Genomic DNA, 15,662 nt, shown 5'->3' with positions numbered 1-15,662 from the left:
ATCAGTCGACCGGGCGCGGGTTGGGCGGCCGCAGGGTCCAGCGGATGTGCGTGGTCTTCCACCGGTGCTCGGGTTCCTGTTTGACGCCCGGATCATTGTCCGGCGGTCCGAGGGGTATGCGGAGGTCGTCGATCGGCTGCGGTGCGCCAGCGGCGTTGGGACTGGCCTGATCGGCGGTGTGTTTGTGGATGATTTCGGCGGCTTCGCCTGTGGTGCCGAGGTTTTCGGTGGGCCGGTCGTTGTAGAAGTAGTCGTGGAAATCGGCGGGGACGGTCTTGCCGAGGATGCGCAGGGTGGCGTCCCAGCCGTGATCGGGACCGTTCCAGAGGTCGATGAGCGAGGTCGCCACCCGGCCCTCGACGGCATCGCCGAGATCCCAGCCGCGGGTATTCGCGTCATTGGTGAGATCGGCGGAAAAGCCCGAGCCCCAAACAAATCGGTAATCGCCGACGGCATGCATGGCGACCGCGTCGGCGAACCCCTCGGTGAACGCGCACGACGGTGACGAGGCGAGATTGATGTAGTGCGGACTGCAATTGGTGACATCGGCCCACCTGCGGTGCTGCCACAGCCATTGCAGGTTGTGGCCCGCCTCGTGCAGGGTCACATGCCTGGTGTTCGCGTCGTCCTGAGTGAGATACACGAATCCGGCCGTGGTGAAATAGGAACTGCCGGACTGCGCGGGCCAGACGAATGACATTGGTGTGCAGTGGGATTCGGGTAGCCAGCAGTCACCCGCGGCGGCCGGGCGCTGCCACCACAGCAGATTGACGGAGTCGAGCACCTTCCACGCCCCGGCCATCTCGTCCGGAACGGCCACCGCGCCGAGATCACGAGAACCGGTGACGGCGGGGGCCGCGACGGTGAAGGTGTACGGCGCTTCGGTATCCCCGGCCTGCGGCAGCACCTGCCACAGCCCCGAACTCTCGGCGATGAACATCAGATACAGATCCGCCCCGGCCGCATGTTCGGCGCAGGCGTGGAAATTTCCGCTCCCGTCGGTCATATCCGCGGCCAGCGGCCGGTCGAACAGTCCGGGCCGTGGTGTGTCGTACAGCGCCCAATTGGCATTGCGGGCCGGGGAAGTCACCTCGGGCAATTCCGTTCCGGCTTCGGCATCCGGCCGGGTGTAACTGAGATTCCCGCTCAGGCAGGCCGGTTCGCGCTGTGCGGCCGCGATACCGGGCCAGACGATCACCGTGCTCAACGCCATCGCCGCGACGAAGGCCGCCCGCCAGGTCCCGCCGCCGCTTCGCGTCATGAATCGCAATGAAATCGGACAATTCAGATTCGCTCCGCATCGACACGCCGAAGCTGCCGAACTGCGCCCGGGCGGGTTTCAGGAGTGCGCCTCGGCGGCTGCTTTGAGGTCCTTCAGCCAGGCTTCCAGCCCCGCGCCGAGGAAGGCGGTGGAGGTGGCGACGTCGGCCTCGACCTGGGAACCGCTCCAATTCTCCTCGGTGCGGACCAGGACGCTGTCGCCCTGCTGGGTGAAATTCCAGACGTGCACGCCATTGTCGATGCGCAGGCCGTCGCCGACCGCCGGACCGCTCCAGCGAATGCAGCTCTCAGGCTGGATCTGATGCACGGTCGAGGTGATGACCAGGGTGGTGGCCGGTGTGGTGGCGGAGGCGGGAACCGGTGTGCGCCACTGGAATTGCGAGCCGTCCCGAAGCTGCCCCTGATCGAGGCGCTTATTGCTCTCGACCGGCTGCTGCCATGCCGGCCAGTTCTCGACATCGGTCTGCAGCTTCCAGATGGTGCTCAGGGGCGCCTTGATCAGGGCTTCGGTGCGGTACTTGATCTGGGCCTTCTCATCGATTCCCGCACCGCCGCAGCTCAATCCGGCCGGGGCCGCGGCGGAGGTGGCAGGGCTCGAGGTGCTGCTGCTCGCGGCCGTGTCATCGGTGCCGCATGCGGTGACGGTCGCCAGGACGACGGCGGCCGCCAGGGGGATCAGGGTCAGGTTCCGGTGAGACATGGTCTTGCTCCCTCGTGGTTGTCTACTGCTACTTGATTTATTTAGAGGCTATAAGTGAACACATCGAGTGTCAATCGGGAATCTGAGCGCGGGTAAATATGCTGATAGGCTCTAATCGGATCCCGGCATGGCGGGATCCGCGACGAAAGGGCTGATCGTGGCACCGAACCGGACGGGTTCCCGCGAGCGCTATCGGGCGCAGGTGCGCGAGGAGATCAAGGAGCACGCCCGCGAGCAGATCGCGACCGCGGGCGTCTCGGCGCTATCGCTGAACGCGATCGCCAAGCGTGTGGGTATGAGCGGACCGGCGCTGTACTGGTATTTCGCCAGCCGCGACGACCTCATCACCGAACTCATCCGCGACGCGTACCGCAGTCTCGCCGACACCCTGCGCGCCGAATTCGATTCCGGCGCGGACATTTCCGCGATCGCGCACGCGACCCGGGCCTGGGCGCTCGCGGATCCGCAGCGCTACTTCCTGATCTACGGGACGCCGGTGCCCGGCTATCACGCGCCCGATGACACCACCGCCATCTCCTCGGAGATCATGGCGGTGCTGATCGATGCATTCGCCGCGCAGCCGCCCGATGCCGCGGCCACCCCGTTCGACGCCCACCTCGAGAACCATCGCGAGTGGGCGGCCGGACATGAGGTTCCGGTCGCGACCCTGCATCGCGCGGTGTCGTTCTGGACGCGCATGCACGGGGTGCTGTCCCTGGAATTGGCCGGTCATTTCGCCGGGATGGGCTTCGATCCGGCCCTGCTCTTCGAAGCGGAACTGAACACCCTGCTGGCTCACTGACAGTTGGGCGTGGCAGTGTTGGCGGCGTGGTTACTTCGCGATCGAGCCGGGCCGATGCGCTGGCTGCGCTGCGCGCCGAGCGGTCCGCGGTGCTCGAGTTCTATCGTGCGCTCGACGCCGGGGAGTGGGCCGCGCCCAGCGCGGCCGCCGGGTGGAATGTGCGAGATGTGCTGGTGCACATGACGGGTGCGGTGCGCGCGGCGATCACCCCGGCGGCGCTGCGTGCCATGACCACGGGGCAGATCGAGCGCGTCAACGATCGGGTGGTCGCCGAAAACGCCTCCGGCACACCGGAACAGGCGCTCGCGGACTTCGAGATCTGGAGCGCGCGCGGCATCACCGGCCTGACGGCGGCGACCGCACCGGGTGTGGCCGGACTCCCGCTGCGCGTCGGTGAACTCGGCTGGTTTCCGCTACGGCTGTTCCCGGCGCTCTACGTCTTCGACTGGCACACCCATCTGCGGCATGACATCGCACCGGCGCTGGACCGTCCCGCGCCCGAGACGGACGCGCGCCGCATGTCCACCATTCTCGATTGGCTGCTCGCGCTCCTGGAACAATCGCATCGCGCACCGCTGCGATGGCTGGATGCGCCTGTCGCGCTGACCCTTTCGGGTCCGGGCGGCGGTACCTGGCGGATCGAGCCCGCGCCCCGGAACCGGCTGCGGGTCGCCCCCGGTGACGAGACCGGGACCGCCGCGCGCATTCACGCCGTCGTGCTGGAGTTCCCGCTGTGGAGCACCACGCGCCGCCCCTGGACCGAATGCGAGGTGAGCGTCGACGGTGATGCCGCGCTGGGCGCTCGATTCCTCGATTCGATCAATCTGGTGTGATCGGCGTCAGCCGACAGGGGAGAGCACCCCGTGCAGGGTCGGCGGCAATTGCGGGGAGTCGGCGGGGGCGATGCGCGGTTCGGTCATCCGGTAGCGCCTGCCCCGGTGGATGACATCGGCCGAGCCCGCGGCCTGAATATTGCGCACCCAGTCCGAATTCGCGCCGTAGTTCAGCGTTATCGCGAGCGCACCGTGTTCGATGAGCGCCACGACCGGTGTGCGATAGGTCTTGCCGGAGCTGCGCCCGGTGTGCTCGACGATCGCGTAATTGGGTAGGTGCGGGGCCCATAGCCGCTGCACCGGATTCGTCACGTACTTGTTGAAGCGGGCGATTCTGCGCATGGTGTTCGGCCCCAGGAAGGCCGATATCCGCATGGCGACCGTGACCAGCGCGTTCCCGAACTTGCTCGGCATGTGTTCCCCCATCCAAAGCGCTTGTGCCCGAATGACTCTGCTCGGGCGGGACAGGGGTGTCAACAGCCGACCCCGAAGTTGGCGGCCGAACTCGCTGTACATCGGCCCTGAATCGGGTCCGTTATGGGCCGGTGGTGCGGTGCGGGTAGTTACCGGGCGATAACAGCGGCCGGATATCCGGACAAATGCCCGGGGTCCGTGATCGGATGGGCTGATCTCGGACGAGTCGGGCCTGCGCCGCGAAGTCGGTGCGGCGGGACGGAAGGACGCGGTATGTCCATTGCGGAATTGCGTAGTCAGATCGTGCGGCGCAAACCGATCGGTGAGGTCGAGGGCGAGACGGCCGATGATCAGCAGTTGGCGCGGCATTTGGGTTTGTGGCAGCTGACCGCCATCGGGGTGGGCGGGATCATCGGAGCCGGGATCTTCTCCCTCGCCGGCTCGGTGGCGAATAAGACGGCCGGACCCGCGGTGCTCATCTCATTCCTCATCGCCGGTGTGGCCAGTGCCTGTGCGGCACTGTGCTATGCCGAATTCGCGGGCATGGTGCCCAAGGCGGGATCGGCGTACACCTACGGCTATGTGGCGCTGGGGGAGTTGGGCGGCTGGTTCATCGGCTGGGATCTGCTGCTGGAGTACACGGCCGTGGCGGCGGTGGTCGCCATCGGCGTCTCCGGATATTTCAACTTCCTGCTCGATCAGATCGGGATAACGCTGCCGGATTGGATGCTGGGCGCGGCGGGCACCGGTGAGGGGCATGTGATCGATGTGTTCGCGGTGCTGTTCTGCCTGGGCACGGCATACATGCTGACGCGTGGCATCAAGAGCGTCGGGCGCTTCGAGACCTTCTTCGTCGGCGTCAAGGTCGCGGTGGTGCTGTTGATCATCGGCCTGGGCGTATTCCATATCGACAGTTCGAATTACACGCCGTACTTCCCGTACGGACATGCCGCGGTGTGGACGGGCGCGGCCACGGTGTTCTTCGCGGTCTTCGGCTATGACGCCATGAGCACCGCCGCCGAGGAGTCGCACGAGGCGAAAAAGCATCTGCCCAAGGCGATTCTGTATTCCTTGGCCATCGCCATGGTGCTGTACGTGCTGGCGACGCTGGTGCTGACCGGTATGCAGAAGTACACCGAGATCAACCCCACCAGCGGTTTCTCCAGCGCCTTCAAATCCGTTGGGCTGCCGGGCATCGCGAATATCATCGCGGTCGGCGCGATCGTCGGTATTGCCACGGTGGTGCTCGCGTTCATGCTGGCCGTCACCCGCGTCTGGTACGCCATGAGCCGTGACGGCCTGCTGCCCGGCTGGTTCGCCAAAACCCATCCCACCCGCAAGGTGCCGACCCGGGTCACCTGGATCGTGGGTGTCGGGTCGGCGATCCTGGCGGGTGTGCTGCCGATCAATACCGTTGCGGAACTGACGAATATCGGCATTCTGATGGCCTTCATCGTGGTGAGCGTCGCGGTGATCGTGCTGCGCTACACCCGCCCCGAGGAGCCGCGCGAATTCCGGTTGCCGCTCATGCCGGTGGTCCCGGTGGTCGGCATCGGCTTCTCGATCTATCTGATCTGGTCGCTGCCGTGGGAGACCTGGCTGCGCTTCGCTATCTGGCTGGTCGTCGGCCTGATCGTGTATTTCGCCTACTCGCGAAAGCATTCCAAGCTGGAGCGGCCCGGACCGGTGACGGCAGCGTGAGCACCGCCAAACCCACTGCCAGCACGGCCATTCCGCACCAGGACGGCAGTGGCAGCCGCTCACCGACCACGGTGACGCCCAGCACCGCGGCCACCGCCGGTTCGGCCAGGGTCAGCGTGGTCGCGGTCTCGACCCCGGTGTGCCGCAGGCCGTAGCCGAACAGTCGATAGGCGAGGAAACAGGTGAACACCGCGAGGTGCAGCGTGACCAGCGCACCGCGCGGTGTTGCCAGCCAATCGATTCCGGCGTGCAGCACCACAGGTGCGACCAGCACCGCGGCCACGCCGAACATGGTCCCCATGACCGCGTTCGAAGGATGCCCGCGCGCAATGAGTTTCGCGCCCGCCAGCGAGTAGACGGTGTAGGTGAACCCGGCACAGGCCGCCAGCGCGATGCCGATCGGATCGATCGGCGCACCCGCACCGGTCAGTTCCGGCCCCAGCACCAGTACGGCACAACCGATTACGGCGAGCACGGTGGCGAGGAGCCAGCGGCCCGAGGGCCTGCCCCGGCCGATGATCCAGGACGTCAGTCCGGCGAATACCGGTGCGCTCCCGAGCGCGGTCACCGTCGCCACCGCCACCCCGGTGCGAGCGACGGCGGGATAGAAGGTGACCGGATAGACCGCGACGGCGATAGCGCCGACGCCGAAGAATCCCCAGTCGAACCTGTTGTGCGGTAACCGATTACCTCGCGAGCTGAGCCATAGCAGCAGCCCGCCGAACAGCAGTCCCGCCGCTCCGACCGCGCCCGCGGGCACCCCGGCGGGCGCGAAGGACGCGGCGGTTCCGGTACTACCCCACAGCACCGCCGCGAGCAGGATGGCCGCGGTTCCGGAACCGCTGGATCGCCGTATCGGCCGTAAGGCGGACAGGCGGGTGGACAAATCTTCTGACATGGTCGTGTACTCCGTCATCGAATGCGGTGAGCAAGGATTCGAAAACGGGCGCACGACAATCCGGGCTGCCCGAGGGGGTCAGCCGGAGCGTGCGGCGAAAGTCAGCCGGTGCGCCCGCTCAGCGCGGCGGCGGCGGAGTGACGCGATGCCAGTAGGTGCTCACCCGGCGATGGTATCCCCGATCCCGGGGGCCGGGTCGAGCGGTTCGGGCCGATGCAGCACGCGGGTGGCGTAGGCGGCCAAGCCGACACAGGCGAGTGCGGCCAGAATCAGCAGTTGCAAGGTGAGCGGCACCTTGTAGTTGAAGCGCGTCCAGGCGGTGATCTCGCTGCTCGGCGCGCTCGGGGCGTGGGCCTGACCGTAGGTGGCCTGGGCGACGGCGCGCAGTTCGTTGGTGCTGACATCGGGGCCGCAGCCGTGTGCCTGCCAGTCCGCGCCCATGGCGTGCGGTGTCGCGGCGAGCAGAATGCTCGGGCGGCCGATGGTGAATCCGGCGGCGCAGTCATTGCCGGAACTGGTGGCCACGGTCGTGGTCGAACCCACCTCACCGTGGAAGACCTCGGTCACCTGGAATTCGTACAGATCCGAATCGCGGCCGTGCAGCACGCTGGTCGGGGTGCCGATGAATACCCCGGGCGCGGCGGTGACGGCCGCGTTGGGATCGACGATCGCGCAGGAACAAGCGGTCTGCGGTGCTCCCTGTAGGAAATATCCGACCACCGCGAGCAGTGCGAGCACCAGACCCGCGAACGCGGCCCGGCGCATGAGTCGCCAAAGGCGCTGAGAACGAACATATTTCGGATCCGGCGGACCGTGGCTTGTGCTCACGCCGCAGACGGTAGCAGCGTGCGCGGTCCGGCGCGCCGGGTGTCGTACGGGCGATCCTAGGGTGCGAGCGGATTGTTCCTGGTGACGATGAGCGGATCTTCCGGGGTGAACGGGAAGTCGGGCAGGTCGGCCAGTGCCACCCCGAAGGTGGCGGCCAGCACCTTGCGCGAATAGGCGCTCATCGAGGCGCGATATCCGATATCCCCGGGTGTGGGCTGGTCGAAGAAGATGAGCAGCTGGATATCGGGCGATTCCATGACCTCGATGTGATGCGGGTAGGCGCGCGGCACGAAGTACACCTCGCCCGGACCGACCACATAGGTGTCGAGGTGGCCGTCCGGATCCATGATGGTCATGCGCGCCGACCCCCGATGCACATAGCCCATTTCGGCGGTGACCGGATGCCAATGTGGTTCGCGCATACCGTCTTCGCGAATGCGCAGCGAGTACATGGAGATGTCGTGCAGTGCGGGCCAGAACTGCTGCCTGGCGGTGCGCGCGGATCCGACCGGCGAATCCACCGGCGCGGCCATGGCCTCGACCGCGAAATGGTGCGGATCCCCGAAATGCGCGCGGGCCGGAATCTCCGGATCGCCTTCGCGGGCGACCAGCAGTTTCGCCGTGGTGTCCCGCCGAATCCGGGCGAAGTCCGAAGCGGGCAGGTCATAGGTATTGCCCAGCACCGAATCGGTCATGGCTCCCAGGGCGGCGCTGAAGCCGAAATCCTCGGGCCGTTCATGCCGGAAGGCGACGATGAATTCCGCCTCGGTCTCACCGATGTTCTCGACATGGTGCAGCGCCCCGGATTCGATATGGAACATCTCGCCCGCCCCGACCAGGAACGAGGAGAACTCACTGCCGTTATCGAGCACGGACACCAGCGCCTGTCCGGCGGTGCAGTAGGTCAGTTCGGTGGCATTGGCATGCCAGTGCGGTTCGCGAATCGCGCCCGGTGCGAGGGTGAGCCGTTTGATCGACAGCCCGGACAGAATGGGGAAGTTGTCCGCGGTGAGCCTGGTGATGGACCCGAGGTCACTGCGATGGATCTCTTCGCCGTGCAGCAGCGAAGCGGTATGGATCGATGGATGTGCCAAAGCTCCTCCTTGATCGACGCTCCTATTCGATCATGCTCCGCGGCTTCGGCGGGCTGTCCGTCAGCGCCCGAATTTCCATGCCAGCCGAGCCAGTGGGCCCGGGCGACGGCCCCCGTTGAGCCAGTCGGCGATATCGGCGACGGCGGCGGCGTCGAGGTGGTTCGGAACCTGATAGCCCGCGGGGCTGGAGGGGCCGGTACCGGGAAAGAGCATGTGATCGTCGGCGTCATAGATCTTGATTTGTACGTCGGCGCGTTCGGCCAGCCCGGACCGCCAGCCGCTCAGATCATCCTCGACCGTGACCTGATAATCGCGCCCGCCCTGTACGACCAGCACCGGTTTACCCAGCGCCGCAGCGGTTTCGACGGGGTCGTAATCGCGCAGATCGAGCCAGTACGCGGCGGGCCACCCGAACAACAGCTCCGAGGTCGCCGTCGCGGGGGACAGCTGCGGACTCTCGACCGCCGCGGCCTGGCGGCCGATCGACTCGACGGTGGCGGTGGTGTGCGGCCCGGGATCCAGTGCCGCAAGATAATTCGCCACTCGGACGGCGGCGCGCGGCAGCGGAACCGTATCTCCCGCCATGACCACCACCCCGGCGATGGACGGCTCCGCCGCCGCGACCCGGGGTGCGGCCTTCCCGCCACCGCTGTGCCCCACCACGAACACCCGCTCCGAGTCCACCCTCGAATGCTGTTGCAGCGCATGCACCGCAGCGATGGTCGTGGGCAGATACTCCGACACCATGGTGAACTCGGGTTCGCCCGCCAGCTCCCCGTGCACGTAGTTCACCTTGTCGAACCGCAGCACCGCGATCCCGCGACTGGCCAATCCCCAGGCCAGATCCTTGAACGGCTTATTCGGCCCGACCGTCTGATCGCGATCGGTCGGCCCCGAAGCCAGTAGCACAGCCCCTGGAAACGGCCCTTTCCCGCGCGGCAGCGTCAGCGTCCCCGGTACGGCCGTTACCCCGTCGCCCACCGTAATCTCCTGCTCGGCAAAGCGTTTGGGTGTCGCATAGTCGGGCGGTGTCCAGCTGCCCGCCGGTGGCGCGAGCCGAAATCCGTGCAGTTGCCCCGCACCGTCCACCGAGACGATCAGCGTCAGCCCGCCCCGTTCACACTCGACGGGCACGCTCACCCGAACCAGTTCGGCGTCAATGGATTCGGTGCCGGGTGACCCGATCTCGCGTACCGCGCCGATCCTGGCGATCTCGGTATTCCAGCCCACCCGAACCGTTTCACCCGAGACGACCGCTCGTAGTCGCGGTGCGAAGAGTTCTTCGATCGCGCTGAAGCGTTCCGCCCGTGCGAGTTCAGCCACCGTGGTGGCGATCGCCGCCGGATCTGTCCCTGCCATTGTTCCCGCCCTAACGACCATTCGCATGTTTTGAGAACAATAGCAGGATGTGAGAACGTTGCGAAGTGGAATCCTTCGAGCTGCTGGCCCATCCGGTGCGGTTGCGCATGGTGCACGCCATGCGCGGGGGCCGCGTCCTGACCACCGCCGAACTGTGCGCCCGACTGCCCGATGTCTCGAAGGCGACCGCCTACCGGCATGTCGAACTGCTGGCCAACGCGGGGGTGCTGGAGGTCGCCGAGGAGCGGCGGGTGCGCGGCGCGGTCGAACGCCGCTATCGGCTGCGGCCGGAACGGGCGGTCATCGACCAGACTGCCGAGCTGACGATCGAGGATCAGCGCGGTATCTTCGCCACCGCCATGGCGGTGCTCATGGCCGAGTTCAATACCTACCTCGATCGTGAGAACGCGGACCCGGCAACCGATCTCGTCGGTTTCCGGCAGCACGCGCTATGGCTCGACCCCGCCGAACTGCTCGAGCTGATCGATGAGCTGCGGCGCGTCATCGCGCCCCGGCTGGGCTATGCACCCACACCCGAGCGCGGCCAATATCTGCTCAGCCCAATCCTTTTCCCGATCGAGGAACGATCCGAGCCCGATCCGGAATGACCGTCAGCGGCGTTCGATGCGAGAGGGCGCGGGGGTCACCGCACCATGTGCGCGCAGGTAGGACTCGAAGGCGTCGAGATCGATGGGACCCACCTGGAGGCCGGTGGCTCGGGTGAAGGTGGTGAAGCCGTCGCCGCCGGAGGCCAGGAAGTTGTTGGTCGAGATGCGGTAGGAGGCAACGGGGTTGAGTGGTTGCCCGGCGATCCGGACGGAGTCGGCGACGACGCGGTGCCCCTTGGGCGCGGCGTCGGAGTAGGCGTAGGTCAGGCCCGCTATGGACAGCACGGCGGGTTTGCTGACGTTATCCCACTGCTGTTCGAGCAGTTCGATGATCTGCTGACCGGTCAGGCTGACGGTGACGACCTGGTTGCCGAAGGGCTGGACCGTGTAGGCGTGTTCGTAGGTGATCGGACCGGAGGGCAGGCCCGCGCGCACTCCGCCCGGATTCATCACGGCGGCAACGGCTCCGGCGGGGGCCGCGCCCTCGAGCATGGTGTCGGCCAGCAGATCGCCGAGGGGCGAATCGCCCGCCGGGGCCGGATCGGCGGCCAATGCGGCCGTGGCGGTGCCGATTACGCGTTCGGCGAGGGGTTTGGCCTGTGCCGCGAAGAAATCGACCAGCCGCGTCGCGGCCGGATCCGGTGTGATGTCGCGGGTGACAACACGATTGACGGCCTTGGCGTCGACCGTGCCGTCGTGGAAGCGCAGCGTGATATCGGTGATCAGGCGGCCGTAGGAGTACGCCTGGGTGACGACCTTGCCATTGATGGTGCAGTTGTACGGCTGATGCGTGTGCGCGGTGAGCATGACCTTGACCGCGGCATCGGTGCGCGTGGCCAGATCGGTGACCGCCGGGGTGATATCGGCGCACCCGTTGTAGTCCAGGGGCGCGCCCTTGGTGCGCTGCGCGCCGCCGTCATGCAGCAGCGCCACGACGGTCTCCGCACCCGCGGCCTTCATCTCCGGCACGTATTTGTTGATGGCATCGGCCTCATTGCCGAAGGTGTAGCCGCGAATACCTTCGGGCAGAACGATATTCGCGGTATCGGCGGTGACGGTGCCGACCACGCCGATCTTGTGCCCGCCCAACTCCAGCATGGTCCAGGGCCGCAATCCGTTCGGCAGCTTGCCATTCGCATCGGTGACATTGGCGGCCAGATAGGCGAACTTCGCCCCGGTGAACGCATCGCCGGGCACGCAGCCGTCCAAGGCACAACCGCCCTGTTGCAACCGCGCCAATTCGACCACGCCGTGGTCGAATTCGTGATTGCCGACCGAGGACGCGGACACCCCGATCGCATTCATGAAGTCGATGGTCGGCTCATCGTGGAAGAGCGCGGAGATGAGCGGACTGGCCCCGACATTGTCACCGGCGGCGAGGATGGCACTGGCCGGATATGCCGCTTTCAATTTCGCCAGATGCGCCGCCAGATAGGCCGCGCCACCCGCCTGCACGCTGCCGACCTGACCGTTGCTGCCCGTCGGCGGTTGCAGATTGCCGTGCAGGTCGTTGAACCCGAACAGGTGCACCTCACCGGGCTGTGCGGCGGGCAGATCCGCGGTCGAAACCACCTGCGCCACACCGGAGCCGGTGGGCGCGGGGGTATCGCCGCCGCTGCCGCATCCGGCCACCAGCAGCACGCTGAACAGGACCGCGCAGAGTCCACGGGTGCGTCGAGTCATGAACCCGACTGTGTCAGACGCGGTTGGCACCCGCACTACGGCCGGGTGAATTCGCCGGTGCACCCGGCGCGGGGCCGGTCAGCGCAGCGCCAGCGCCAGGAAGAAGTCGACCCGGTCCTCGAGCCGGGACAGATCGCGATCGGTGAGCTCTTCGATCCGCTGGACGCGATAGCGCAGCGTATTCACGTGCACGTGCAGCAGTTCGGCGCATTTGGACCAGGAGCCCGAGACCTGGAGGAAGGTCTCCAGGGTGTGCACCAGATCGGCGCGATTGTCCCGGTCGTAGACCGCGAGCGGATCCAGCAGTCGCACCCGGAACATGCGCCGCACCTCATCGGGCACGCTGGCCAGCAGCAGCATATGGGTGGCGAGTTCGTCATGGCGCACCACGCTGGTGGGCTGATTGCGCTCGGCGGCCATGCGCCGGGCGTAGCGGGCCTCTTCGACTGCGCCGCGCAGACTTTCACCGTCCACGCCGCCGCTGATGCCGACGGCCAGGCGGCTGCCCTGCAAGCCGGGTTCGAGCGCCTCCACGGCCCGCTGAATGCGATCGTCGAGATTGTCGTCATCGCCGATCGGCACCAGCGCGATGGCCTCACCGTCGATCACACCCGCGGCCGGGCTTCTGCCGTAAAGGATTTCGCGCAACAGCGACCGTAATTCCCTGGGCCGCACCGCACCCGAGTCCGCGGTGGCGGCCACCGCGAGATAGCGCTCGGACAGCGCCAGTCCGGTGAGTTCGAGCCGGGACACGATCTCGGCCGGTTTCGCGTCCGAGACCACCAGTTCGATGAGCTCCTGGGCCAGCCGCCCCTCCGCGTTCTGCCGGTCGTCTTGTCGGACACGCTCGAGCGCGACGACTGCGGCGAGTTCGCCGATGATGGCGCGGTGCTCTTCCGGCCAGTCCTTGTAGTCGCTCTCGAACACCATGAACCAGTCCGCGACCCGCGAGGTGCCGTCCGCGTCCACCGCGAAAAGCGAGAACAGGCTACCGTCCAGCGAACTAGTCGCCGGTAGTCGCTGAGCCGAGAGGCACGCGGCCTGGACCTGCGCCGACAGCGGCTGCTGCGGTCCGGCCACCACCCGCCCGGTGGAGGACACCACCCAGCACGGCGTGCCCAGATTGCGATGGATGAGTTCGAGCACCGAATCGAGCCCGCCGCCGGAGACGAGCTGGCGATGCCGGTCCAGAATCGCGGCGAGATCGGCCGCGCGCCCGGTCGACAGATTGCGATTGACCTGTTCGGTGACGGTCGCGAAGGCAATGTGCTCGGGCACCCGGAACAGCGGAACCCGATGGCGGCGGCACGCTTCCACCAGATCCGCAGGTGGTTCGCCGTATTTGGCGTCGCCCGCCGCCACCGCCGCGACCTTGGCCCGGGCCAGTGCGGCGATGAACGCCTCGGTATCGGCGGGATCGCGCCGGAATTGCAGTCCGGTGAGGACCAGTTCCCCGCCGGAGAGGTACCGGCTAGGGTCGAGCATGTCTGTAGTAACCACCCAGCGAACGAACCTTTCGAGTTCGTCTTCCCCGGTGACGAGTTCCAGACCGGCTTCGGTGAGGGCGAGCAGAGAACGCAACCGCATGATTGCCCACGCTAACAGCCAATGACCTCCGGGTTACCGGCTTGGATGTATCTACAAAACCCGTGTTGTGAACTGGACCACAGATTCGGAGGTCTCGTCCCTGCCGCCGGCGCCGCCCGAGGGTTGTACTTACCGGGCAAGTCGCCAATGGATGGAGGTCGGATGTCGGGTCGCCTGGAATGGCTCGGGTCGCTGCCCCTGGAAGAGGCCGAGGCCCAGCTGCTCAGCTGCTGCGCCTCGCGGGAATGGGCTCGGAAGATGGTGGTCGGACGGCCGTACATCGATGAGTCCAGCCTCATGCAGGCCGCGCTCTGGGGCCTGGACGCCCTCGACTGGACGGATATCGAGGAAGCCCTCGGGGCGCACCCCCGCATCGGCGAGCGCGCGGAAACCCCACGCGCCGAAGGTGTTTCAGGGGAGGTCGCACAGCGTGAGGCGCGGTGGTCGCAGGATGAACAGTCCGGTGCGGCCGTCGCCTCCGATAAGGTGCGCGCTCTGCTCGCGGATCGGAATGTGGCCTACGAGAACCACTTCGGTCATGTCTTCCTGATTCGCGCCACCGGCCGCACCGCCGAGGAGATGCTCGCGGAGCTGGAGCGCCGGCTGGGCAATTCGGTCGAGGCCGAACGCGCGGTGGTGCGAGCGGAATTGGCCGCCATCACCCGGTTGCGGTTGCGCAAGCTGCTGGGGTTGATATGAGTCTCTCCACTCATGTGCTGAATGCGGCCACCGGTCGCCCCGCGGACGGCGTGTCGGTTCGGCTGGAAGCCGCCGACGGCACTCTGCTCGCGCAGGGGAAAACCGACGCCGACGGCCGCATCAAGGATCTGCCCGCCCCGGAACCCGGGGTGCACCGGCTCATCTTCGACACCGGCGACCTGAGTCCGTTCTATCCCGAGGTGACCATCGCGTTCACCGTCACCGATCCGGCGCAGCACTATCACGTGCCGCTGCTGCTGAGCCCCTATTCCTTCTCCACGTATCGAGGTAGCTGACAATGTCGATCAAGCTCGGTCCCAACCGCTATGGCAAGGCGGAGACCCGCGTCGTCCGGGTCGAAAAGAACGGGACCAAACACCAGATCCGCGATCTCAATGTCAGCGTCGCGCTGTCGGGCGATATGGAGCAGGTGCACCTGACCGGCGACAACGCCACCGTGCTGCCCACCGATACGCAGAAGAACACGGTGTTCGCCTTCGCCAAACAGCACGGCATCGCCTCCCCGGAGGATTTCGGCCTGAAACTGGCCCGGCACTTCGTCGATTCGCAGCCCTCCATCGAGCACTCCCGGGTGGAGCTCGAGGAGTACGAGTGGGAGCGAAATGTGGTGGGGCTCAACAGCCATCCGCACTCGTTCGTGCGCTCGGGCCGCGAAACCCGCACCGCGCTGGTGCATTACGACGGCCGCCGGGCCTGGGTGGTGAGCGGTCTGAAGGATCTGACCGTCCTGAACACCACCAAATCCGAATTCCACGGCTTCATCAAGGATCGCTACACCACGCTGCGCGAGACCCGCGAGCGCGTGCTGGCCACCGAGGTGAACGCGCAGTGGCGGCACAGCGGTGAGAACGTCGAATGGGATAAGTCCTACGAGGTCGTGAAGCGTTGTCTGCTCCAGGCTTTCGCGGACACCCACAGCCTGTCGCTGCAGCAGACCCTGTTCGAGATGGGGGAGCGGGTGCTCGAGACCTGCCCCGATATCGCCGAGGTCAAGCTGGTGCTGCCCAACAAGCATCACTTCGAGGTCGACCTGTCGCCGTTCGGCCTGGTCAATGACAACGAGGTGTACTGGGCCGCCGATCGCCCGTACGGGCTCATCGAGGGCACCGTGGTGCGCGAAGTGCCTCCCGCCGGACCGGCCTGGTCCTGAATCC

16 protein-coding genes are annotated in these 15,662 nt (G+C 66.6%); 7 read left to right on the top strand and 9 right to left on the bottom strand.

The genetic code is table 11. From position 1 onward, the window contains the following. Position 1: 1 nt before the first annotated feature. Both ACFC0O_RS02525 and ACFC0O_RS02520 read right to left on the bottom strand, forming a co-directional pair. Positions 2–1,261, bottom strand: coding sequence for a hypothetical protein (locus ACFC0O_RS02525; RefSeq protein ID WP_375953181.1), 1,260 nt, complete (start codon positions 1,259–1,261; stop codon positions 2–4). Positions 1,262–1,339: 78 nt separating this feature from the next. Then, positions 1,340–1,981, bottom strand: coding sequence for an SRPBCC family protein (locus ACFC0O_RS02520; RefSeq protein WP_375953179.1), 642 nt, complete (start codon positions 1,979–1,981; stop codon positions 1,340–1,342). Between the two features lie 127 nt (positions 1,982–2,108). Here ACFC0O_RS02520 and ACFC0O_RS02515 point away from each other — a divergent pair, with 127 nt between their 5' ends. Next, positions 2,109–2,783 carry a TetR/AcrR family transcriptional regulator gene (locus tag ACFC0O_RS02515; protein ID WP_375953177.1) on the top strand — a complete coding sequence of 225 codons (675 nt, stop codon included), beginning with the start codon at positions 2,109–2,111 and terminating at the stop codon, positions 2,781–2,783. Positions 2,784–2,809: 26 nt separating this feature from the next. Then, positions 2,810–3,616 carry a maleylpyruvate isomerase N-terminal domain-containing protein gene (locus ACFC0O_RS02510; RefSeq protein WP_375953175.1) on the top strand — a complete coding sequence of 269 codons (807 nt, stop codon included), beginning with the start codon at positions 2,810–2,812 and terminating at the stop codon, positions 3,614–3,616. A gap of 6 nt (positions 3,617–3,622) precedes the next feature. Here ACFC0O_RS02510 and ACFC0O_RS02505 read toward each other — a convergent pair whose 3' ends face one another. Continuing rightward, positions 3,623–4,030, bottom strand: coding sequence for a nitroreductase family deazaflavin-dependent oxidoreductase (locus ACFC0O_RS02505; protein WP_375953173.1), 408 nt, complete (start codon positions 4,028–4,030; stop codon positions 3,623–3,625). A 273-nt stretch (positions 4,031–4,303) separates the two neighbouring features. Here ACFC0O_RS02505 and ACFC0O_RS02500 point away from each other — a divergent pair, with 273 nt between their 5' ends. Beyond that, entirely contained in the window at positions 4,304–5,731 is a 1,428-nt protein-coding gene (locus ACFC0O_RS02500) for an amino acid permease (RefSeq protein WP_375953171.1), read from the top strand. Here ACFC0O_RS02500 and ACFC0O_RS02495 read toward each other — a convergent pair. The 4 genes from ACFC0O_RS02495 to ACFC0O_RS02480 all read right to left on the bottom strand — a co-directional run bounded on the left by ACFC0O_RS02495 (position 5,640) and on the right by ACFC0O_RS02480 (position 9,910). After that, a complete protein-coding gene (locus ACFC0O_RS02495; RefSeq protein WP_375953169.1) occupies positions 5,640–6,629 on the bottom strand; it encodes a DMT family transporter in 990 nt (329 codons plus the stop codon). The two genes, ACFC0O_RS02500 and ACFC0O_RS02495, sit on opposite strands and share 92 nt — an antisense overlap. A gap of 159 nt (positions 6,630–6,788) precedes the next feature. Then, the gene (locus ACFC0O_RS02490; RefSeq protein ID WP_375953167.1) at positions 6,789–7,457 is read right to left on the bottom strand and encodes a hypothetical protein; all 669 of its coding nucleotides are present in this window, start codon (positions 7,455–7,457) and stop codon (positions 6,789–6,791) included. A 56-nt stretch (positions 7,458–7,513) separates the two neighbouring features. Continuing rightward, positions 7,514–8,551, bottom strand: coding sequence for a cupin domain-containing protein (locus tag ACFC0O_RS02485; protein ID WP_375953165.1), 1,038 nt, complete (start codon positions 8,549–8,551; stop codon positions 7,514–7,516). A gap of 60 nt (positions 8,552–8,611) precedes the next feature. Then, positions 8,612–9,910, bottom strand: coding sequence for an alpha/beta fold hydrolase (locus ACFC0O_RS02480; RefSeq protein WP_375953163.1), 1,299 nt, complete (start codon positions 9,908–9,910; stop codon positions 8,612–8,614). Positions 9,911–9,975: 65 nt separating this feature from the next. Between ACFC0O_RS02480 and ACFC0O_RS02475 the strand changes: the two genes are divergently transcribed. Then, positions 9,976–10,518: a helix-turn-helix domain-containing protein gene (locus ACFC0O_RS02475; RefSeq protein WP_364635776.1), complete on the top strand. Its 543-nt coding sequence runs from the start codon at positions 9,976–9,978 to the stop codon at positions 10,516–10,518. A 3-nt stretch (positions 10,519–10,521) separates the two neighbouring features. Here ACFC0O_RS02475 and ACFC0O_RS02470 read toward each other — a convergent pair whose 3' ends face one another. After that, a complete protein-coding gene (locus tag ACFC0O_RS02470; RefSeq protein ID WP_375953160.1) occupies positions 10,522–12,201 on the bottom strand; it encodes a bifunctional metallophosphatase/5'-nucleotidase in 1,680 nt (559 codons plus the stop codon). A 78-nt stretch (positions 12,202–12,279) separates the two neighbouring features. Further along, positions 12,280–13,788 carry a PucR family transcriptional regulator ligand-binding domain-containing protein gene (locus ACFC0O_RS02465; protein WP_364635770.1) on the bottom strand — a complete coding sequence of 503 codons (1,509 nt, stop codon included), beginning with the start codon at positions 13,786–13,788 and terminating at the stop codon, positions 12,280–12,282. Between the two features lie 162 nt (positions 13,789–13,950). Between ACFC0O_RS02465 and uraD the strand changes: the two genes are divergently transcribed. The 3 genes from uraD to pucL are packed head-to-tail and all read left to right on the top strand — an operon-like array spanning position 13,951 to position 15,658. After that, a complete protein-coding gene (uraD, locus tag ACFC0O_RS02460; RefSeq protein ID WP_375953158.1) occupies positions 13,951–14,487 on the top strand; it encodes a 2-oxo-4-hydroxy-4-carboxy-5-ureidoimidazoline decarboxylase in 537 nt (178 codons plus the stop codon). Next, entirely contained in the window at positions 14,484–14,783 is a 300-nt protein-coding gene (uraH, locus tag ACFC0O_RS02455) for a hydroxyisourate hydrolase (protein ID WP_364635764.1), read from the top strand. The genes uraD and uraH overlap by 4 nt, the downstream gene beginning before the upstream one ends. Positions 14,784–14,785: 2 nt before the next feature. Beyond that, positions 14,786–15,658 carry a factor-independent urate hydroxylase gene (gene pucL / locus ACFC0O_RS02450; RefSeq protein ID WP_364635760.1) on the top strand — a complete coding sequence of 291 codons (873 nt, stop codon included), beginning with the start codon at positions 14,786–14,788 and terminating at the stop codon, positions 15,656–15,658. Positions 15,659–15,662 lie beyond the last annotated feature (4 nt).

Source organism: Nocardia sp. NPDC056100, assembly GCF_042266325.1.
Taxonomy (GTDB): domain Bacteria; phylum Actinomycetota; class Actinomycetes; order Mycobacteriales; family Mycobacteriaceae; genus Nocardia.
The sequence above is the reverse complement of the archived record's forward strand: the minus strand, read 5'-3'. Positions and strand labels throughout refer to the sequence as shown.